Annotated in this window: 20 protein-coding genes and 2 tRNA genes; 7 read left to right on the forward strand and 15 right to left on the reverse strand. The window is 60.0% G+C overall.

Annotated elements, in window-relative coordinates:
* Window positions 1-5: 5 nt before the first annotated feature.
* The 8 genes from HPDFL43_RS12130 to HPDFL43_RS12165 all read right to left on the reverse strand — a co-directional run bounded on the left by HPDFL43_RS12130 (window position 6) and on the right by HPDFL43_RS12165 (window position 5,014).
* Window positions 6-239, reverse strand: coding sequence for a hypothetical protein (locus tag HPDFL43_RS12130; protein ID WP_007197635.1), 234 nt, complete (start codon window positions 237-239; stop codon window positions 6-8).
* Between the two features lie 10 nt (window positions 240-249).
* The gene (locus tag HPDFL43_RS12135) at window positions 250-1,437 is read right to left on the reverse strand and encodes an NADH-quinone oxidoreductase subunit E (RefSeq protein WP_007197636.1); all 1,188 of its coding nucleotides are present in this window, start codon (window positions 1,435-1,437) and stop codon (window positions 250-252) included.
* A 27-nt stretch (window positions 1,438-1,464) separates the two neighbouring features.
* Entirely contained in the window at window positions 1,465-1,707 is a 243-nt protein-coding gene (locus HPDFL43_RS12140; RefSeq protein ID WP_007197637.1) for a hypothetical protein, read from the reverse strand.
* A complete protein-coding gene (locus HPDFL43_RS12145) occupies window positions 1,704-2,894 on the reverse strand; it encodes an NADH-quinone oxidoreductase subunit D (protein ID WP_007197638.1) in 1,191 nt (396 codons plus the stop codon). Before HPDFL43_RS12145 ends, HPDFL43_RS12140 begins: the two co-directional genes overlap by 4 nt.
* An 11-nt stretch (window positions 2,895-2,905) precedes the next feature.
* Complete coding sequence (locus HPDFL43_RS12150; RefSeq protein ID WP_007197639.1) at window positions 2,906-3,508, reverse strand: NADH-quinone oxidoreductase subunit C; 603 nt, start codon at window positions 3,506-3,508, stop codon at window positions 2,906-2,908.
* Window positions 3,509-3,520: 12 nt separating this feature from the next.
* Complete coding sequence (locus tag HPDFL43_RS12155; RefSeq protein WP_007197640.1) at window positions 3,521-4,096, reverse strand: NuoB/complex I 20 kDa subunit family protein; 576 nt, start codon at window positions 4,094-4,096, stop codon at window positions 3,521-3,523.
* The gene (locus HPDFL43_RS12160) at window positions 4,087-4,452 is read right to left on the reverse strand and encodes an NADH-quinone oxidoreductase subunit A (RefSeq protein WP_007197641.1); all 366 of its coding nucleotides are present in this window, start codon (window positions 4,450-4,452) and stop codon (window positions 4,087-4,089) included. Before HPDFL43_RS12160 ends, HPDFL43_RS12155 begins: the two co-directional genes overlap by 10 nt.
* 485 nt (window positions 4,453-4,937) lie before the next feature.
* Window positions 4,938-5,014, reverse strand: a tRNA-Asp gene (locus tag HPDFL43_RS12165).
* A 248-nt stretch (window positions 5,015-5,262) separates the two neighbouring features.
* Here HPDFL43_RS12165 and HPDFL43_RS12170 point away from each other — a divergent pair.
* Window positions 5,263-5,338: transfer RNA gene (locus HPDFL43_RS12170), tRNA-Val, on the forward strand.
* Between the two features lie 67 nt (window positions 5,339-5,405).
* On the opposite strand, the gene HPDFL43_RS12175 is transcribed toward HPDFL43_RS12170, so the two are convergent.
* Window positions 5,406-6,575 (reverse strand): anhydro-N-acetylmuramic acid kinase, encoded by a 1,170-nt coding sequence (locus HPDFL43_RS12175; protein ID WP_007197642.1) that lies wholly within the window; start codon window positions 6,573-6,575, stop codon window positions 5,406-5,408.
* Between the two features lie 163 nt (window positions 6,576-6,738).
* Between HPDFL43_RS12175 and tyrS the strand changes: the two genes are divergently transcribed.
* Window positions 6,739-7,992, forward strand: a complete 1,254-nt coding sequence (gene tyrS, locus HPDFL43_RS12180; protein ID WP_007197643.1) for a tyrosine--tRNA ligase — start codon at window positions 6,739-6,741, stop codon at window positions 7,990-7,992.
* A 59-nt stretch (window positions 7,993-8,051) separates the two neighbouring features.
* On the opposite strand, the gene HPDFL43_RS12185 is transcribed toward tyrS, so the two are convergent.
* On the reverse strand, window positions 8,052-11,357 hold the full coding sequence (locus HPDFL43_RS12185) for a YhdP family protein (RefSeq protein ID WP_169743247.1): 3,306 nt from the start codon (window positions 11,355-11,357) through the stop codon (window positions 8,052-8,054).
* 200 nt (window positions 11,358-11,557) lie between these two features.
* Between HPDFL43_RS12185 and HPDFL43_RS12190 the strand changes: the two genes are divergently transcribed.
* The 3 genes from HPDFL43_RS12190 (at window position 11,558) to HPDFL43_RS12200 (ending at window position 14,302) form a co-directional block, all read left to right on the forward strand.
* Complete coding sequence (locus tag HPDFL43_RS12190; protein WP_040450143.1) at window positions 11,558-12,025, forward strand: peroxiredoxin; 468 nt, start codon at window positions 11,558-11,560, stop codon at window positions 12,023-12,025.
* A 35-nt stretch (window positions 12,026-12,060) separates the two neighbouring features.
* Window positions 12,061-12,888: a ferritin-like domain-containing protein gene (locus tag HPDFL43_RS12195; RefSeq protein ID WP_007197646.1), complete on the forward strand. Its 828-nt coding sequence runs from the start codon at window positions 12,061-12,063 to the stop codon at window positions 12,886-12,888.
* Window positions 12,889-12,997: 109 nt separating this feature from the next.
* Window positions 12,998-14,302 carry a M23 family metallopeptidase gene (locus HPDFL43_RS12200; RefSeq protein WP_007197647.1) on the forward strand — a complete coding sequence of 435 codons (1,305 nt, stop codon included), beginning with the start codon at window positions 12,998-13,000 and terminating at the stop codon, window positions 14,300-14,302.
* An 84-nt stretch (window positions 14,303-14,386) separates the two neighbouring features.
* Here HPDFL43_RS12200 and HPDFL43_RS12205 read toward each other — a convergent pair whose 3' ends face one another.
* Window positions 14,387-14,884: a fasciclin domain-containing protein gene (locus HPDFL43_RS12205; RefSeq protein WP_007197648.1), complete on the reverse strand. Its 498-nt coding sequence runs from the start codon at window positions 14,882-14,884 to the stop codon at window positions 14,387-14,389.
* 299 nt (window positions 14,885-15,183) lie between these two features.
* Here HPDFL43_RS12205 and HPDFL43_RS12210 point away from each other — a divergent pair, with 299 nt between their 5' ends.
* On the forward strand, window positions 15,184-16,713 hold the full coding sequence (locus HPDFL43_RS12210) for a DEAD/DEAH box helicase (protein ID WP_007197649.1): 1,530 nt from the start codon (window positions 15,184-15,186) through the stop codon (window positions 16,711-16,713).
* 95 nt (window positions 16,714-16,808) lie between these two features.
* On the opposite strand, the gene HPDFL43_RS12215 is transcribed toward HPDFL43_RS12210, so the two are convergent.
* Window positions 16,809-17,126: a TfoX/Sxy family protein gene (locus tag HPDFL43_RS12215; RefSeq protein WP_040450144.1), complete on the reverse strand. Its 318-nt coding sequence runs from the start codon at window positions 17,124-17,126 to the stop codon at window positions 16,809-16,811.
* Between the two features lie 135 nt (window positions 17,127-17,261).
* Here HPDFL43_RS12215 and HPDFL43_RS21700 point away from each other — a divergent pair, with 135 nt between their 5' ends.
* On the forward strand, window positions 17,262-17,420 hold the full coding sequence (locus HPDFL43_RS21700; RefSeq protein ID WP_007197651.1) for a DUF2256 domain-containing protein: 159 nt from the start codon (window positions 17,262-17,264) through the stop codon (window positions 17,418-17,420).
* Between the two features lie 53 nt (window positions 17,421-17,473).
* Here HPDFL43_RS21700 and HPDFL43_RS12220 read toward each other — a convergent pair whose 3' ends face one another.
* From HPDFL43_RS12220 to HPDFL43_RS12230, 3 genes are read right to left on the reverse strand one after another with little or no spacing between them, the layout of a single operon-like run.
* Complete coding sequence (locus HPDFL43_RS12220) at window positions 17,474-19,096, reverse strand: NTP transferase domain-containing protein (RefSeq protein WP_007197652.1); 1,623 nt, start codon at window positions 19,094-19,096, stop codon at window positions 17,474-17,476.
* A 3-nt stretch (window positions 19,097-19,099) separates the two neighbouring features.
* On the reverse strand, window positions 19,100-19,795 hold the full coding sequence (locus HPDFL43_RS12225) for an XdhC family protein (protein ID WP_007197653.1): 696 nt from the start codon (window positions 19,793-19,795) through the stop codon (window positions 19,100-19,102).
* Complete coding sequence (locus HPDFL43_RS12230) at window positions 19,795-20,130, reverse strand: XdhC family protein (RefSeq protein ID WP_007197654.1); 336 nt, start codon at window positions 20,128-20,130, stop codon at window positions 19,795-19,797. Before HPDFL43_RS12230 ends, HPDFL43_RS12225 begins: the two co-directional genes overlap by 1 nt.
* Window positions 20,131-20,161 lie beyond the last annotated feature (31 nt).

Genomic DNA, 20,161 nt, shown 5'->3' on the forward strand with positions numbered 1-20,161 from the left:
GGTCATCACTCCGCGGGTTCGCCAATGATATCAAGGCGTCGCTCAATTTTCGTCAACCGGCTCTCAATCGCGCTGGTGCGCGAAAAAATACTGTTTATCTCACCTTGCATGGCATGCATGTGTAAGCGAACCCCAATCAACTCTTCGCGAATGTCCCGCTGGCTGTCCTCGATCTTGGAAAGGCGATCCTGGATCCCCTTCAAAACCTCATAGATCAGCTCGTTGGTGACATCGGCCATTGCTTCTTCCTCAGCGCGGCTTCTTGCCAAAGACCTTGATGTACTCGGCCTCGCCACCCTTGGCCAGCGCCTTGGCCTGCTTGACCCAGTCTTCACGCTCGATGCGGCCCTTGAATTTCAGATATCCGTCAACCCATTCGCGTTCGGCCTTTTTCCACGAAGCAACCTGAGCGAACGTGTAGATGCCGAGCGAGTGCAAAATGCCTTCGATCTTCGGTCCGACGCCGGAAATCATCTTGAGGTCCTCCGGGTTGGCAGGCTTGGCGATCCCAGCGGGACGATTCTTGTCCTCCAGCGAAGGCGCGGCACTCGCAGCTGAGGGTTTCGCTGCTGCTGCGGACTTCGGCGCAGCAGTCTTGTCCGCGGCAGCTTTGGCACGACCGGATGCTGTCGCAGCGACAGCCATTGTTGCATTGCCCTTGGTCACCGTTGTCTTGGCGGCCGGTTTCTTCGCCGACGTCACCAACTTGGCGGTGTTGGCGACAGCTGCGGTCGAATTGACCGCTTTTGGATTGGACGGCGATTTGGCGGCAGGCGTGCTTGCCTTTGCCTTGGTCGACTTAGCAGCCCGCTTGCTGCCCGGCTTGATCTCTTCGGTGAGGCTCGTCAGACCGCTTGCCGGTGCAGAGAAGGTGCGCTTGATCTGCGGACCGGTGTTGATGTCCTCAGGACGGCCGGCATCGAAACGATCGATGATGTAAGCGAGCCGCTCCGGTGTCAGATCCTCATAGGCATCCTTGAAGATCATCACCATCGGCGCGTTCACGCAGGCGCCCTGGCATTCAACTTCTTCCCACGAAAGCGTCCCGCTCTCGTTGAGATGGAATGGCTCCGGATGGATCTTGCTGCGGCAGACTTCCATCAGCTCTTCCGAGCCGCGCAGCATGCAAGGCGTGGTGCCGCAAACCTGAATATGGGCGCGCGTGCCCACCGGTTTGAGCTGGAACTGGGTATAGAACGTCGCCACTTCAAGCGCCCGGATATAGGGCATGCCGAGCATGTCAGCTATGGTCTCGATCGCAGGCTTGGTCACCCAGCCGTCCTGCTCCTGAGCAAGCATCAGCAGCGGGATCACCGCCGATTGCGCGCGCTCCTTGGGATACTTCTTTATCCAGGTCTTGGCCTGCGCGGCAAATTCACGGTTAAACGCGAATTCCGCGGGCTGGACACTCTCTTCGGCAAGTCTGCGAACGGACATGGTGTGCTCTTTGGTCTTTCTTCCGGCCTACTGGATTTCGCCACAACGCGATTTGTTGACCCGTGAAAACTCGCAGGCGAACGCTTTGCGCTCTTTCTGCAGGAAAACGATGTATTTGCCGTTGTTGAGAACAACGGACTTGATTTCAAAGCCATCGGCGACCAGAGCGCCAACGGAATCCCCGCCATTCCCGAACCGCGGACTGGATTGGGCCTGCACGGAGACAGTACCTATCAGAACGGCCGATATCAGCAGGGCAAGTCGCTTCACCGGTCAACCTCCCCGAACACGATGTCGAGCGAGCCCAGTGCGGCAGAAACGTCGGCCAGCTGGTGACCACGGCAGATGAAGTCCATCGCCTGGAGATGCGCGTAGCCCGGCGCCCGGATCTTGCAGCGGTAAGGCTTGTTCGAGCCATCGGAGACCAGATAGACGCCGAACTCGCCCTTGGGCGCTTCCACGGCTGTATAGACCTCGCCTTCCGGCACCCGGTAGCCTTCGGTGTAGAGCTTAAAGTGATGGATCAGCGCTTCCATCGAGCGCTTCATCTCGCCGCGCTTGGGCGGAACGATCTTGCCATCGGTGGCAGACACCGGGCCGGTCTTTTCCTTGCCCAGCAGCTGCTCGACGCACTGCTTCATGATCTTTACCGATTCACGCATTTCCTGCATGCGGATCAGGTAACGGTCGTAGCAGTCACCGTTCTTGCCGATCGGAATGTCGAAATCCATTTCCGAATAGCACTCATAGGGCTGCGAGCGGCGCAGGTCCCACGCGGCGCCGGAGCCACGCACCATCACGCCCGAGAAGCCCCAGGCCCAGGCATCATCAAGCTTGACGATGGCGATATCGACATTGCGCTGTTTGAAGATACGGTTGTCGGTCAAAAGCCCTTCGATGTCATCGCAGGTCTGAAGGAACGGATCACACCACTTGCCGATGTCCTCGACCAGATCATCGGGCAGATCCTGATGCACGCCACCGGGCCGGAAATAGGCGGCATGAAGCCGCGCGCCGCAGGCCCGCTCGTAAAACACCATCAGCTTTTCGCGCTCTTCAAAGCCCCACAGCGGCGGCGTCAACGCGCCCACATCCAGCGCCTGGGTGGTCACGTTGAGCAGATGCGACAGGATCCGGCCGATTTCCGAATAGAGCACCCGGATCAGCTGGCCGCGCTTCGGCACGGTAACACCGGCAAGCTTTTCAACAGCAAGCGCGAAGGCATGCTCCTGATTCATCGGCGCGACATAGTCGAGCCGGTCGAAATACGGAACGGCCTGCAGATAGGTCTTGGCCTCGATCAGCTTCTCGGTGCCGCGGTGCAAAAGCCCGATATGCGGATCGACGCGTTCGACGATTTCACCATCGAGCTCAAGCACCAGGCGCAGAACGCCGTGCGCCGCCGGATGCTGGGGGCCGAAATTGATGTTGAAGTTGCGGACGTTATGTTCGTTCATGGTTCCGGTCCTCAACCCTTGGCTTTTTCATCGCCCGGAAGCACATAATCGGTGCCTTCCCAGGGAGAGAGAAAGTCGAAGTTGCGGAATTCCTGCTTGAGTTCGACAGGCTCATAGACCACCCGCTTGACCTCGTCGTCGTAGCGCACTTCGACAAAGCCGGTGAGCGGGAAGTCCTTCCTGAGCGGATGGCCTTCAAATCCGTAATCGGTGAGGATCCGGCGCAGGTCCGGGTGACCGGTGAACAGGATGCCATAGAGATCATAGGCTTCCCGCTCGAACCAGTCCGCCCCCGGATAGACCGCCGTAAGCGATGGCACCGGAGCATCCTCTGCGGTGGCGACCTTGACCCGGATCCGGATGTTCTGGCGCGGCGAAAGCAGATGATAGACCACGTCAAACCGCTCGGCGCGGCCCGGCCAGTCGACGCCGCAACAATCTATGAAGTTGACGAACTGGCACTGCGCGTCATCACGCAGGAACGTCATCAGTTCAATCAGATTGGCCGGCTGCGCGATCAGCGTCAGTTCACCATAGGCAATTTCGGAGCTCTCGATCAGATTGCCTCTGATCTCGCCGAGATAGTCCGAAAGGTCCTTGAGGGCATCACTCATGTGTCATCAATCCTAGCGCTCGATCGTGCCGGTACGGCGCATCTTCTTCTGCAGCAGAAGAACACCGTAGAGCAGCGCTTCGGCTGTGGGCGGGCAGCCCGGTACATAGATGTCGACGGGCACCACGCGGTCGCAGCCGCGCACCACCGAATAGGAATAGTGGTAGTAACCGCCGCCATTGGCGCAGGACCCCATCGAGATCACGTAACGCGGCTCGGGCATCTGGTCGTAGACCTTCCGCAGAGCAGGCGCCATCTTGTTGGTCAGCGTGCCCGCAACGATCATCACGTCGGACTGGCGCGGGCTGGCGCGCGGCGCGAAACCGAAGCGCTCGGCATCGTAGCGCGGCATCGACATCTGCATCATCTCGACGGCGCAACAGGCCAGTCCAAAGGTCATCCACATCAGCGATCCGGTGCGCGACCAGTTGATCAGCTCATCGGTCGAGGTGACCAGAAACCCCTTGTCGGCGAGTTCATTGTTGACCTCACCAAAGAACGCATCATCCTGCCCCACCGGCTTGCCGGTGTTGGGATCGATGATCCCCTTGGCCGCGGGCGCCACCAGTGTCTGGTTGCTCACTCCCATTCGAGCGCTCCCTTTTTCCATTCATAGATGAAGCCGACCGTCAGAACGCCGAGAAACACCATCATTGACCAGAACCCAATCCAGCCAATCTCACCGAACGAGACCGCCCAGGGAAACAGGAATGCCACTTCAAGGTCGAAAATGATGAAAAGAATCGACACCAGATAAAAGCGCACATCGAATTTCATGCGTGCGTCGTCAAATGCGTTGAAGCCGCATTCATAGGCGGAGAGCTTTTCGGGATCGGGGTTTTTGTAGGCAATCGCAAATGGCGCAATCAGCAGGGCCAGTCCGATCACCAGCGCCAAACCGATGAAGATCGCAATCGGCACATATGCGCCCAAAAGTTCCGTCATGATGTCCGTTCCTGTATCCGCTGCGGTAAAAGCCCCGGCCCTGCATCAAGGTCTGGAGCCAACGCCCTGCCCGCGCGGCGTATCATGTTGCAACGCGGCGTGGTTAGCGCAGCCTGCTTGGGTGCGCAAGAGCGCGCGCGTCTTTATGATGAGATAGTACCAGCTTTAACCCGCCAGTGTCTCAGTTCGCTGATATTCATCACTGGTCTTTTTCATATGCTCTTTCAATCGCTTACGGAAAACAAGGCAAAAAACGGCAACGGCAGCGGTTATGAGTCGCACCGCAGACTGCATTGCTGCAACCGCAGCCGGTGGAGAGACAAGTGAGTCGTCCCGGCGAGTCAGAAAACAACACCAACAGAGTGAACAATTACAGGTTCAATCACCAAGGCCCGCACATCCGGAAGTAGAGCGAAGACATACCGCTCCAATTGGAAACGAGCTGGATTTGGACTGTCGGGACGGAAGAAAAGGGAATTGAAAAATGGCGCGAGTGACGGGGCTCGAACCCGCGACCTCCGGCGTGACAGGCCGGCACTCTAACCAACTGAGCTACACCCGCGCATTTTTCACTCGGAACAAGCGGTGGCCGCCGTTCCGTGAGCGGCTGATTACGGCGTTCGTGTTTGGGTGTCAAGCGCTCAATGCGAAGGAAAAACCACAATCGTCAAACTTGCCGTCCACACCTGCGGCATAGAAGCTTTGTCCTGCGGCCATGATTGCGGCCCGCGCAACATTATCACGATCCGTGTGCGCGATTTTTGTTGCGAAACGCGCGCGAACGCCCTAAAGCAGGCGCCACCTGACTGGGGGCGATTAGCTCAGTTGGTAGAGCGCTTCGTTTACACCGAAGATGTCGGGAGTTCGAGTCTCTCATCGCCCACCATTTTCCCTGACATTCCTGATGGATGCGGAAGCGTTTGCGGTCGAACCGCCGCACCAATGCCGGGCAATCAGTTTTCGGGCTTTACAGCTTGGGTTTGCGTGCCCTTGCTGCATGCCAGCACCCCACCAGTCGCAGGCTCGGTGACACCCGTCGTTCCGGGATAGGTGATCGGCAAGCCCGCAAGCGAGCGCACCGCGAGCCAGGCCCAGGCCTCAGCTTCCATCGAATCACCGTTGAGACCAGCCTCTTCGGCGATGATCACCTCGCCGGAATGGCGGGTGGCGACGGTGAGATCCTCGACAATCATCCGGTTGTGACGCCCGCCGCCGGTCAATATCCACAATTTAGGCTTCTCCGGCAGATGGGCCTGCGCCTTTTCGATCGCGGCAGCCGTGACGAAAGCCAGAGTGCGCGCACCATCCTCAAGTCCAGCCTCGTGATCTTCCGGCGGCAAAAAGTCATTGCGGTCAAGCGAGATCCGCTCCCTTGCCGTGAAGAACGGCGAGGAAAGATAGCGGTTGGCAAGCCCCGACAGCACCCGCCCCTCGGACGCGATCGCCCCGCCCGAATCGTAGGGAATGCCGGCATGACGCGTGACCCACTGGTCGATCAGCGCATTGCCCGGCCCGCTGTCGAAGGCCAGCAGGGTTCCGTCCGCGCCAATATAGGTGATGTTGGAAATCCCGCCGATATTTACAAAGGCCACCGGCATCTTGCCGGCCCAATCGCCCGAAAGCCCTGCCGCGAGCGCCCGGTGGTAGGCCGGAACCAGCGGAGCCCCCTGCCCGCCCAGCTCCATGTCGCGCGCGCGCAGGTCGTAAACAACATCAATTCCGGTTTCCGCTGCAAGCACCGCACCATCGCCCAATTGCACGGTCAGCGCCTGGCGCGGGCGGTGCAACACGGTCTGGCCGTGAAAGCCGATCACATCGATATCGCCGGCGGGCAGCCCTTCCCGGGTCAGAAACGCCTGCACCGCCCTTGCATGCAGGTCTGTGAGTTCCGTTTCAATTGCAACAAGGTCACCCGGCCGCTGATCACGTTCCTCGATTGCCTTCGCTGCCTCGAGGCCGACTTCCAGCCGCTTGCGAAACTTGGGATCAAACGGCGTGAAGGATGATGCACCGCGCAAGACGACGGCATCGCCATCGGTGTCGAGCAGCGCCAGATCGATGCCATCCATGGATGTGCCGCTCATCAGCCCGATGGCCCGTTTCACACTGCCTTCATTCGCCATCCTGCCCCGTCTCCCTTTGCCGCCAGCGACACGCGTATCTGAGCCCGCGCGTGGCTTTGGTTGAATGCGCCGCGTGCCAGTGCTAAAGCCGCGCCGGGCGCAGGATCCAGACCGACGCCCGTGTTTTTTCCGGCCCCGCCGAGATAACCTCAAGGACAGTGACATGTCAGCCTACAAATCCGACTTTCTCAACATCCTCAACGAGCGCGGGTTCATTCACCAGTGCTCCGACTTTGAAGGCCTCGACACTTTGGCTTCCAAAGGCGAGGCTGTCGGCTATATCGGCTACGACTGCACCGCGCCCTCGCTGCACATCGGCAATTATCTCACCATGATGATGCTCTACTGGCTTCAGCAGAGCGGCAACAAGCCGATTGCGCTGATGGGCGGCGGCACCACCATGGTAGGAGATCCGTCGGGCAAGGACGAGACCCGTCAGCTGCGCACGGTCGAGGAAATCGGTGCCAACAAGGATTCGATCAAGCAGGTCTTTTCCCGCGTGCTCAATTTCGGCGACGGCGCCCATGATGCGATCATGGTCGACAATGCCGACTGGCTGCTCAAGCTGAGCTATATCGACATGCTCCGCGATGTCGGCCGGCATTTTTCGGTCAACCGCATGCTGTCTATGGATTCGGTCCGACTGCGCCTCGAGCGGGAGCAGGAGATGAGCTTCATCGAGTTCAACTACATGGTCTGCCAGTCCTATGACTATGTCGAACTGGCGCGCCGCTATGGCTGCAACCTGCAGATGGGCGGGTCTGACCAGTGGGGCAACATCGTCAACGGCGTCGAGCTTGGCCGCCGCATGGGCACCCACCAGCTCTATGCGCTGACCACGCCATTGCTGACCACCGCCTCGGGCGAGAAGATGGGCAAGACTGCCAATGGCGCAGTCTGGCTCAACGCCGACATGTTCAGCGCCTGGGATTTCTGGCAGTACTGGCGGAATGCCGAGGACGCCGATGTCGGCCGCTTCCTCAAGCGCTTCACCATTCTGCCGATGGATGAAATCCGACGCCTGGAAGCGCTACAAGGCGCCGAGATCAACGAAGCCAAGAAGGTGCTGGCCAATGAGGCGACAGCGCTCCTGCACGGCCGCGCCGCAGCCGAGGAAGCCGCCGAAACCGCCCGCAAGACCTTTGAGGAAGGTGCGATCTCGGACAATCTGCCAACGATCTCAATTCCATCGGACGAATTGCAGTCCGGCGTCGGACTGCTCGCGCTGTTCGTGCGCGCGGGCCTGGCCGGATCCAATGGCGAAGCCCGCCGTCATGTCCAGGGCGGGGCGATCAAGCTCAACGACGTGGCGATCAGCGACGACAAGACCCTGGTCAATTCCGGCTATCTCAATGATGACGGCGTGATCAAGCTGTCGCTGGGCAAGAAGAAGCACGTTCTCGTCCGCCCGCAGTAACGCGACCGGACACGACATACGGACCGCCGTCAGCAAGTCTGCCGGCGGTCTTGCTGTCTTCAGGGACGGTACTCGAAGATCGAGCGGAACACGCCCGGCGCAATCACCGACAGCGGATTGACCTGCAGAAGCGGTGAATCGGTCTTTCCGGTCATCCGGAAAGTGATGCCGATCAAGCCACGGTCACGGCCATTGCCGAGCAGCACACCAATCAGCGGCAACTCACTGAACAGCCGGTTTACCCCATAGGCAGGCATGAAGGTCCCGGTCATGTCGATGCGCCCCTCGGCGTCACGCACCGTTCCCTGGAAAGATGCGCCGATCTGTGGCCCCCGCACCACGCCTTCACTGACCACCACCGCGCCATTGCCCGTGACGAGCTTCGCATTGGCAATCTCGAAACGGGCCTCTGAAACATCGATTTCGGTTCTCACGGTTTCACGCAGGCTGCGGCCGTCCTGCTTGCTGCGGGTTGAAACAAGCGAATCGAGCCGCGGCTCCCCCACCACCGTGAAATTGCGGATGTCGATGGCCCCACGCCTCAAAGGCCCACCCTGACGGCTGAGGCGAATGTTGAGAAGACCACCCTGGATCCTGGAATAGATTCCGGAAAAACGGGCGAATGCACCCGCGTCGCCGCTGGTCATCTGAACCGTGTCATTCTCGCCCTCGCCATTGATGGCGATCACAACCGCCTGCCCGCTTTGGCTGACGGCCTTGAAATCGAGCAGGGAAATCTGCTCACCCTGCCCGCGATAGCGGATACTTCCCGAAGAAAATTTTTCATCCGAATAGCCAAGAACCGCATCAACATTGCCGCTGACCTCAATCAGCGGCGATGAGCCGTCGCTCGCCTTGCTGGACGCGTTGGATTTGGCGAGATCAATGATCGGACGCGCGTCAAAGGCCACGCCGCCAACCTCAATCTTGTAGCCGCGAGCCGTCTTGGCAATGCTCGCGCGGTAGTTTTCGCGTGGTGACAAGGCAACCTTGGTAAACTCGGCACTGCTCAAGGCGCCATCTGTGAGTGTGACCACTCCGTTCGCTGAAAAGCCGTCACCGCTCAGCTCAAGCTCGGACAGCCGTGTCGTTCCGTTCTCCGTGGTCATGGCAAATTTGAGCTCGGCCGCCACACCCGCCCCCTTGGTCCAACCGATGCCCGGCACGGTCAACGTGGCCGGTTTGAGATCAAGCGTGACCATGGATTCTGCCTTGGCGGATGTTTCCATCGTAAACCCGACCGGTCCGGAAATCAGCGCTCCGCTGCCCGGCGCAATGGCTTCACGCACTTCGGGGTCGAGCATGCCCGACAGCTTTCGTTTGCCCTCGACGCCGGAATTGCCCACCGGCTGCACCACATCAAGCGTCATGCGGGTGCCGTCGATATCGGCATCTGTCTTCAATTCTGCCCGGACCGGAGTGACGGACAGAGTACCATCCATCCGTTTCAGTGAGCGGCCTTCCACCGGTTTGGCGATATCAACCCCGGCCATCTCAAGCTCCACCGTCCAGTCAGGCGGAGGCGGTGACTGGGTGGCGATCAACCCGAAACGCGCTGTCACCTGCGAGGAGATACGGCCATCGAGGTCTTCCGGCTCGAGCCCGATCCGGTCCAGCGCCTTGATCGGGTGATATGTAATCAGTTCAGCCACCGCGTCGGCATCGCCGCTCACCGACATGGCGAGCTCTGCCATCAGCGGCCTTTCGTTGACTGCAGGTATAGAGAACGACGCATCGCTGACCTCAACCCTGCGGCCGGTTGGGAAAAACCCGGTGGCCGAACTGACCGAGACATCAACCCTGGAGCCGCGCAGCCGCATGTGGCCAAGCGTATCACGCAGCGGCGGAATGTCGCCGGCCACATTCATGCGGGCGCGTTCAATGTCAAAATCAATCTGCAGCTGATCCTCGTTGAACGTCGCGGGACTGTTGAGCGGAAAATGTCCCGCCGGAACGGAAATCTGGATCCGGCCATTTGTCACCCGGCCTCCATAGAGGTTGTTGAGGACCCATTGCCGCGCGCCCTTGCCGATCCAATAGGGCCATAGCTGCTTGACCGTCGAGGTGGACATGCTTGGCGATTGCGCAATCAGATTGAGTTCGGGCGACACTCCCGTCACAAAACGCCACGATGCAGATCCGAACATTCCGCCACTGGCCGACGCGACCGTCAATTCCTCGGCGATCAGAAGGCGTTGCGCCGGATCAAACCATCCGAAAGCCTTGCCATCAAAGGCAATGGGTGCCTCATTGGAATCCCCGGGGGCGGCAAGGCCGTTGTTGATGATGAAATCGAAAGCCACGCCCTCTCCCTCGATGCGATCGACCCTGTCTGCATCGATCAGTCCGCCTGTGAAGGGCATGACGGTCTCACCCAGGCGAATGAGTGAGCGCGTAATCTCGATTTTGTCCTCCGATGGCATATAGACGAGATTGACTCGCACATCGGCGATCTGCGCCTCGACCCCGCCCATCATCAAGGCCCCGCCTGCGGCTGATATGGTTGCACGCAGCCCGGGCCCGTCATCATCATCAGCGCGTGCCGCCTCGAATTTGACACCGACACTTGTCTTCAAGCCGTTGCGACGATCAATGATCGCATTGTTGCTCAGGTCGATCGCCAGTCCCGCTATCGATCCACTGATCTTGGAAAGGCCCGCCGCACGTCCTTCTGAAGTGGCTCTGCCCTCAAAGGTAATGTCCTGGTCATCCCGGCTCATGTCCGCAGTGATCCGGAAATCACCATTTTCGAGCCGCTCGAACACCGCCTTCTGAACCAACCATGGCGAGCCTGAACCCGAAATGGCGACATCGGAAACGCGGAAGACGCTGATCTCCGCGCTCTCCACTCTGCGCGCCATCCGATTGAGAGAGACAAAGAGCCCTTCGATCACGTCATCCGTTGCATCGACACGCAAATCGGCGAGATCACCGAGATCGAACCCCGCGCCCTGCGGGGCAGTCAGTCCGAGACCCGATATCTCTGCCGAATCCAAGGCTATTCGCCCTGCCAAAAGCGCAAGCGGATCAAGCGAAATCAGCACCCGGTCAGCATGATGCGGTTTCGCGTTGCCGGACACCGGCTTGACCACGACATCACGTGCCTCCAGCGCAAGCTGCCCGCGCCATGTCAGCCTCAACGCGGCGGAAGCGAGCTCGCTGCGATTCTCCGGCCCGACGGCCTTGGCAAGCGCCGCATGGGCACGATCCCGGATCTGACCATCTGCAAGGCCAATTTCCAGAGCTGCAAACAAAGCGCCGAGGGCAACCGCGAGAAAGGCCGCAACCAGAAGCATCCCACCCAGAACCCGGCGGCCCTTCGACCGCAGCGGGTGGGACCGCAACACGATTCGGTCGTCTGCCATCGATGAGGGCATGTCCTCAAGCGCAGCGATATCGCGCTTTTTGAAACGTACCTTTGAAACCGGAGGCTCAGGCATAGGGTTGAACACTGCTTCCTTGTGTTTTTTGCTGATTCCGCTGGACGGCGATGGTTGTGTTTATATATCGCCTCAAGGCAGGGTCACCTGCAATTCATATGATCCACACAGTGAAAGGTTTTCCAATGAGCGATATTGAAGTAGGCAGCCCGGCACCAGGTTTCGATCTGCCACGCGATGGCGGCGGAAACGTGTCGCTGGCCGGATTGGCCGGGAAGAAAGTGGTCCTGTATTTCTACCCCAAGGACGATACGCCAGGCTGCACAACTGAAGCTATTGATTTCACAGCACTATCCGAAGATTTCGCAGCCGCCGGCGCAGTCGTGGTGGGCATGTCCGCCGACCCGGTCAAAAAGCATGACAAATTCATCGCCAAGCACAATCTTGGCATCATTCTGGCGTCGGACGAGGACACATCTGTCCTCGCAGCCTATGGCGCATGGAAGGAAAAGAGCATGTATGGCCGCACCTATATGGGTGTGGAACGTTCGACATTCCTCATCGATTCCGATGGCAAGATTGCAAGGATCTGGCCCAAGGTGAAGGTCAAGGGCCACGCGCAGGAGGTGCTCGACGCCGCCAAGGCGCTGTGAGCACCTCATTCGCAACGGATACCGCACCCGCAAACATGACCCAAAACATACCGGTGCATTCACTTCGGGATGGCGCAGCGCGCGCCATCCTTGCAACAGATCTGGATGTGAAAACCGCGCTTGCCCAGGATGTGGCCAGACGTTGGCATGCGCGCCGCATCTCCCTGCGCTCGCCGCTTGACACGATGCCGACAGACCGCCCCGGGCGGCCGGAGAGGCCCGAACTTGTGCCGCCAACCCAGGTCACCCGGCGCTCTCTGCACTCACGGCGCGGGCGGATCGCGCTGCTGCACGCCATCGCCCATATCGAGCTCAACGCGATTGATCTCGCCCTCGACATTGTTGCCCGCTTCGCCTCGGCTCCGATGCCGCAGAGTTTTTTCGATGGCTGGATGCAAGTCGCCTTTGAAGAAGCCAAGCATTTCAATCTGGTACGTGGGCGTCTTCGCGCACTTGAGGCCGATTATGGAGACATGCCGGCCCATGACGGGCTCTGGCAGGCAGCGCACGACACACGCAACGATCTGGTGGCGCGACTGGCTGTGGTCCCTCTCATCCTCGAAGCACGGGGGCTGGATGTTACGCCATCTCTTCTGGCCAAGATGCGCGAGGCCGACGACCACGAAAGTGCCGTTGTTCTGGAGATTATCTACGAGGATGAAAAGAAACATGTGGCGATCGGCGCCAAATGGTTCCGCTTCCTCTGCGCTCGCGAAGGCAAGGATGCGGCCCAGACCTTCCGGCTGCTCGTGCGCGCCAATTTTCGAGGCGGACTCAAGCCGCCCTTCAATGACCTCGCACGCGCTGCCGCAGGCCTTACACCGACCTTCTACCGCGCCCTTTCAAGTCAGAACATGTCTTGAGAACGCCAGGGTTTATATAAGACCTATCTAACTCAAGTGTTTATTAACCTTAACAAGGTGTAATCCGCGTCAACGATTTCGCATCAAACGAATCTGACGAGGATAATTCGTGTCGCAAAGACAGGACAGCCAGGTTTTCGGCAGGCGCCCCAAACAGGCCCACACCATCATTTTCGCCAGTGGCGAAACCATTCGGCACATTACCGTGCGCCCCTGGATGGCCGGCCTCTTCATGTCGCTGATCGGGGTGATCGCTATCGGATATCTTGCTGCGACCACCTATCTGGTCCTTCGCGACGACCTGATCGGCGCCTCGATGGCCCGCCAGGCACGCATGCAGCACGCTTATGAGGACCGTATCGCAGCCCTTCGTTCGCAGGTTGACCGCGTGACCAGCCGTCAGTTGCTCGATCAGCAACTGATGGAGGAGAAGGTCGCGGAACTGATCGCCCGTCAGGATGCATTGAGCAATCGTCATGTCAAAATCGGGCCGCTGCTTGACCGGGCCGGAGCGAAACCCGACACCATTCCGGTTCCCGCACCAAAACCCAAAAAACAGGCCGAAGCCACAAGCGTCGCCCCAAAGATGCCACGCCTCGCCCGGCTGGCAACCAGTTCTGAAATCTTGACCGACCCGAAATCAGCGCGTCTCAATCCGCTTGCCTTTGCAGCAAATCCAACCGCGTCAACCTCTGGCGAAACGGTCAGTGAACGCGCGGACCGGATCTTCTCGACGGTCACCCTGTCGCTTAAATCCATTGAGCGCGAGCAGATCGAGAAGATGCAGGGTCTGGCGATCAACGCCTATGAAACCGCTTCAGAGATTGGTGAGATCATTGAGGCTGCCGGAATTCCGCTGCCCGCAGAGGTGGACAGCGCGGTCGGCGGCCCATTTGTCCGCCCCATTGACCCCAAAGCGTTTGAAGCGACACTTGATGATCTTGATCAGGCATTGAGTCACCTTGACACCATGCGCCGCTATGCTCGCAAGCTCCCGGTTGGCATTCCGGCTCCGGGCGCTGAGATTACCTCGCGCTACGGCAATCGCCGGGACCCCTTCCTGGGCCGGATGGCGTTCCACGGCGGCATCGATTTCCGGGTTTCCACCGGCACACCGATCAACAGCGCTGGCAGTGGCGTCGTTGTCCATGCCGGACGTAATGGCGGCTATGGCAAGATGGTCGAGATCGATCACGGTGGCGGCGTGAAGACGCGCTACGCCCATTTGTCCAAAATTCTGGTCAGCAAAGGTGATCATGTGGTCATCGGCGAGCGTATTGGCAAAGCAGGCTCGACAGGCCGTTCCACCGGCCCTCACCTGCACTACGAAGTGCGCCGCAATGGCAATGCTGTCGACCCGATGCGCTTTCTCAAGACCGCAAACCGGCTCAAGCCGCTCCTGGTCTCACAATAGACACCTCACCAGATCGTATTCCGAACCGAACGGGGCCGCTTTCGCGGCCCCGGATTTGTTGTCTAGCAACAGATGAAGTGCGAATTAGAGCACGCCTTCAGGCACGAGCACCTTGTCAATAACATGGATCACGCCGTTGCTGGCCGCCACATCCGCGGTCACGACATTCGCATCGTTGACCATCGGGCCGTTGTCCAGATCGATGGTGACGGTCGATCCCTGTACGGTGGCCGGGGTCGAATCGTCGACCAGATCAGCCGCCATGACCGTGCCGCCAATCACGTGATAAGTCAGGACTGCGGTCAGCTTGTCTTTGTTCTCGGGCTTGAGCAGATCCTGAACAGTCATGCCCAGTGCAGCGAATGCCTCATCCGTGGGTGCGAAAACCGTGAACGGGCCCTCACCCTTCAGGGTTTCCACCAGATCGGCAGCCTGAACAGCGGCGACCAGGGTTGTGAAGCTGCCCGCCTCCACTGCGGTGTCAACGATATCCTTCTTGCCACCGTGAGACCCGGCGAGTGCGGAACCGCCGAAGATGCCCATGGCGAAAATGGCTGCGGCGAGTGTTTTGATCAGTTTCATAGTAAACTCCTTTGTGAGCTTTGAATAAGCCCCCGACACCCGGTTAAACGCATCGCCACCACCAATGGTTTAAAGATTCACCTTGCCATGCGGGGTGAAAGTCACAGGCCGCTTTTACGCAGTTGAGCCCCTTGAAATATTCGCCGGCTGCCCTTCGCCCGGCACCCGCCACACGACACTCAAATCCCGGCTTTTCTTGACTTTCCGGGGCATAGCGACTAATCGGATGCCACTGGGTTCGGCGCAGCAGGCGCGCACCCGCGCACAGACGCACACTCCGAAACGGAAAACGCTCTCAATTGACCACATTTGCTGACCTTGGCCTAAGCCAAAAAGTACTGTCCGCCGTCACCGACGCTGGTTACACAACCCCAACTCCGATCCAGGCTGGAGCCATTCCCCCGGCCCTGGAAAGGCGCGATATTCTTGGCATCGCCCAGACCGGAACGGGAAAGACCGCATCCTTCGTCCTGCCGATGCTGACAATGCTGGAGCGCGGCCGGGCACGAGCGCGCATGCCGCGGACTCTCATTCTCGAACCGACCCGTGAACTGGCGGCTCAGGTTCATGAGAACTTTGAAAAATACGGTAAGAACCATCGCCTCAACATTGTTCTGTTGATCGGCGGGGTGTCCTTTGAAGAGCAGTACCGGAAGCTCGAACGCGGTGCCGACGTGCTGATCGCGACTCCCGGCCGGCTGCTCGACCACACAGAGCGCGGCAAGCTGCTGATGACCGGCGTCGAACTGCTGGTGATCGATGAAGCCGACCGGATGCTCGACATGGGCTTCATTCCCGATATTGAGCGCATCGTAAAACTCATCCCGTTCACTCGGCAGACGCTGTTTTTCTCGGCAACCATGCCGCCCGAAATCCAGAAGCTGGCTGACAAATTTCTGCAAAACCCTGCCCGCATCGAGGTTGCGCCGCCATCCTCCACCGCGGCAACGGTGACCCAGAAGCTGGTTGCCTGCAGCGGCAAGGATTTCGAAAAGCGCGAACGGTTGCGCGACCTGATCCGGTCACAGACCGATCTGACCAACGCCATCATCTTCTGCAACCGTAAGAAGGATGTGGCCGACCTCTACAAATCGCTCGAAAAGCATGGCTTCTCCGTCGGCGCATTGCATGGCGACATGGACCAGCGCTCGCGTACCAACATGTTGCAGGGCTTCAAGGACAACGAGATCACCTTGCTGGTGGCCTCCGATGTCGCCGCCCGCGGCCTTGACATCCCGGCCGTCAGCCACGTCTTCAATTTCGACGTGCCGATCCATGCCGAAGACTACGTGCACCGCATCGGGCGCACAGGACGTGCCGGCCGCGAAGGCGCCGCCTTCACGCTGGTCAACCGCCGCGACACCAAATATGTCGATGCGATCACCAAGCTGATTACCCGTGACATCGAATGGCTGGATGGCGACAAGTTCGCCGGGACGGCTTCCGACGATGCCGACGAGGCACCCCGCCGTGGCCGCCGCAGCGACGGCAAACCAGGATCCTCGCGCTGTTCAGGCCGCAAGGCCGGCGAGACTGAAACCGAAGCCGCAAAAGCCGAACCCATCAACGAAACCGCTGCTGTTGAGCCGGTGGCGAATGCTTCCGCTGAACCAACCGCTGCTCCTGACGCGCAGGAAAGCCGGCCGAAGCGTCAGGAACCCTCCAAGCGTGCTGACCCGCAGCAGCCAAAGCAAGCCTCGCCGGAACCGGCAAATGATGACCGCAACCGCAATCGCCGTGGCGGCCGCAACAACGAAGACCGCGACCCGACGCCGGTTGGCTTCGGTGATGACATTCCTGCTTTCATGATGATCGGCGCAGGAAGCTAAAGCTCGCACCCCTCGCTCAGACACGGCAAAGCCGCCCGCGACATCGCCGGCGGCTTTTTCGTGTTCAAGGCAAGCTAACAACCGCCGTCTAGACGTTATGTCTTGGCTCTCAACGCCGCTTCCCAGGCAAGCCGGACCCATTGGGCCATTTCCTCCGGATCGTCTATCGCAGTATCGGGGATCGACCAGTAAGGCATCGCCACCGGCTTGGACTTGCCATCGTAGGTCCATTGGCTGCTTCCGGCTTGCGCAAAGTCCGGCGCGCTCACCTGATCGGCCTTGAGCAGGATGTCCCCATCCACCTCAAGCGCCAGAATCACGCCTTGATGATAGATCCCCTTGCCGCCAAACATGCGCTTGATTGTCACCTCGCCGAGGCTGTCAAACATCTCGCGGATCAGATCATTGTCCATCGGTTCTGCCATCTCCTTCCAGCCCCGCGGACCGGACTGGAACTCCATTGTGAACCGTTCGCTCAAACCCGGCAAGGTCATGCCGCGACGGACCCCATGCCTTGCCGGAATGAGGTTGCGCCCCATTTGGCTTGCATGCCGAAGCGCACCGCAAAATCCGATCTGCCACAAAAGCCCTGCATTCAGTGCGGGCGGCCTTTCACATGGCGCAAGAAATGGGAACGGGTCTGGGCCGAGGTCAAATACTGCTCGGAAAGATGCCGCCGCGACGCGCGGCAAACACCACGCACCTGATCCGGAATTGCCGCCAATCTCCGGCCGCAGTCCCACATGATGTGATCCATCGCTCAGGTATCGAACTCGACCGTTCCGCCGGCGGCCCGAACCGCTTCAGGCGTATCCACATCAAGCCGCGCCGCCGGCCCTATTTCCACATCGATCACCGGCCATGCGCCGCTCTCAATCAGTGCTCGCGCCCCGACATCGCCTGACAGCGCCATCGCATCAGAAAAGGCGGCGCGGGGCAGGATCACCGGATTGCCGCGGCGCACGCCATCACTGGCACGCACGATCGAGGTTCCGCCCGCCTCGGCAAAGGTCTCAATCAGCAAGTTGAGATGTTCGGATGTCAGCGCCGGCATGTCCCCGAGCAGCACCAGCGCGCCGGCAACATCATCGTCGAGCGCGCCAAGTCCCGCTTTGAGCGAGGATGCCATGCCCGATGCGAAATCCCGGTTCTCAACCAGCTTCACGGCAAGACCGTCGAGGCTTGCAGCGATCTCCTTGCCCCGATGACCGGTGACCACCGCGGTCAGCCTGGCGGTGGAGCCAAGAGCCGTTCGCGCCATTCTCCGCACCAGTGGCTCACCGGCAAACTGCGCCAGCAATTTGTGGCCCGCTTCCTCACCCATCCGGCTTGCGCGCCCTGCTGCGAGCAGAACCACTGCGACCTCCGGGGTCTTTGAACCAGTTGAAACCTGGCGTGGTTGAGGGCGCGACGGGATTTCCTTGAGCAATCCCCCAACACCAAGCCGTGAAATGTCGGTGGAACTTGGCGTATCGCCAGCAAGGATCCGCGCCAGCACCCAGTCAAACCCGTTTTCCTTGGGGCTTCGCGCACACCCCGGCGCGCCAATCACCGGAACATCGCCGAGAGAGCCCAAGACCAGAAGATTGCCCGGATCAACCGGCATCCCGACCCGTTCAACCCGGCCACCGGCACTCCTGATTGCGGCCGGAATGACATCATCCGGATCGGTGACGGCGGAGGCGCCAAAGATGATGACCAAATCAAGCCTGGATGCCATCCGGCCAATTTCCGCAGCAAGCAGGCCCTGATCATGGTTTACCCGCACTTCCTCGACGAGGCGCGAGCCGGCACGCCCCAACCGGGCCTCAAGCAGGTCGCGGGTCTTGTCCATCACACCGGGCTTGAGGGACGGCAACTGGGTGGCGATCAGGCCGGCGCAGACAGACTGAAACGGCAGCACGCGGGCCATCGACGGCGTTTCGATCGCAGAACGCGCCTGCTTGAGCGAGGCCTCCGGAACCGCCAGCGGGATGATCTTGATCGTTGCCACCATATCGTCAGCTGCAACCTGACTGAGATCTGCGAGACAGGCGAAGGTGATGGCTGGATCGATTGAATTGAGATGATCGACCATCAGCCGGTCGGCGCGAAACAGACCGGCACGGGTGGCATGAAGATTGACCCGTCCGGTGCTGGCATTCGCCGCACGGATATTGGCCCCGCGAAAAGCCTGCGCCAGCGCTTCCGCCGCCGTGTCTTCGCTGACATCGCCCGGATCGAGCCGCGCCACGATCACGCTGTCCACCCCGGCCTGTTTGAGCAGCATCAGGTCATCGCTGGTCAGCACATGGCCCTTCTTCAGCCGGAAGCTACCAACCGTGAGCGCATGCGCCAGGATGGCGTTCTCAGCATCGGCCGGTGACACAGGTCCGAAGCGCATGAGCTATCCCTTGCCCGTTCCCGCCGGCCGCCTCAGCGCCCCGATCACCTGAGCCAGGATAGCAACCGCAATTTCCGCAGGGCTCTGCGCCCCGATATCAAGCCCGATCGGCGCGGCAATCCGGCCAATCTCACTCTCGCTGACGCCTTGTAAGGTCAGCCGCTCCACCCGTCGCGCATGCGTTTTGCGCGATCCCAGCGCGCCCACATAAAATGCGTTCGACTTGAGCGCGGAAATCAGCGGCCAGTCGTCGATCTTCGGGTCATGGGTCACGGCCACCACCGCGGTGAAGGCATCAACCGGCCGGTCCTTGAGCGCATCCTCAGGCCAGTCGGCGACCAGATCAACACCATCAAACCGCTCCGGCGTCGCAAAGGCCGTGCGCGGATCGACCACCCGCACATCAAAGCCCGTCATCTGCGCCATCGGCGCCAGCACCTGCGAGATATGCACCGCGCCAATGATCGTCATCCGCGGTGAAGGCACATGCACATTGAGAAAGAAGCGGCTGCCCTCGATCTCAACTGCACCCGACTTGCCGGATGCAAAAACGCTTGCAACCGCCTCGCCCAGCGTGCCGGCAAGCGGATCGCCCTTCATCACCACCCGGTCGCGCCCATCCTCCAGGTCAGTGATCATCACCGCGGCCTGACGGGCGCGGCGTGCGGCATTGAGCTTCTTGAGCAGATGCGGATCCATCAGCCAACCCGCTCGAGATAGACTTCGATCTTGCCGCCGCAGGACAGCCCGACCCGCCAGGCGGTCTCGTCCGCAACGCCGAATTCGAGCATCTTCGGCTGGCCATCGGCAATCACGCCAGCAGCTTCGGAAATCACCTCTCCCTCGACGCAGCCGCCCGAAACCGAGCCGTGAAAATTGCCCTCTTCATCGATCACCAGATGGCTGCCTACGGGGCGAGGCGCCGACCCCCAGGTCGCCACCACGGTTGCAATCGCAACCTCGCGGCCTTCAAGCATCCAGCGTTCGGCCACCATCAGCGGATCAATCTGCTCTTCTGCCGCTATTCCAGTCATGATTGGCTCCTCAAGTGTTCGCCAGAGTATG

The organism is Hoeflea phototrophica DFL-43 (assembly GCF_000154705.2).
Lineage (GTDB): Bacteria > Pseudomonadota > Alphaproteobacteria > Rhizobiales > Rhizobiaceae > Hoeflea > Hoeflea phototrophica.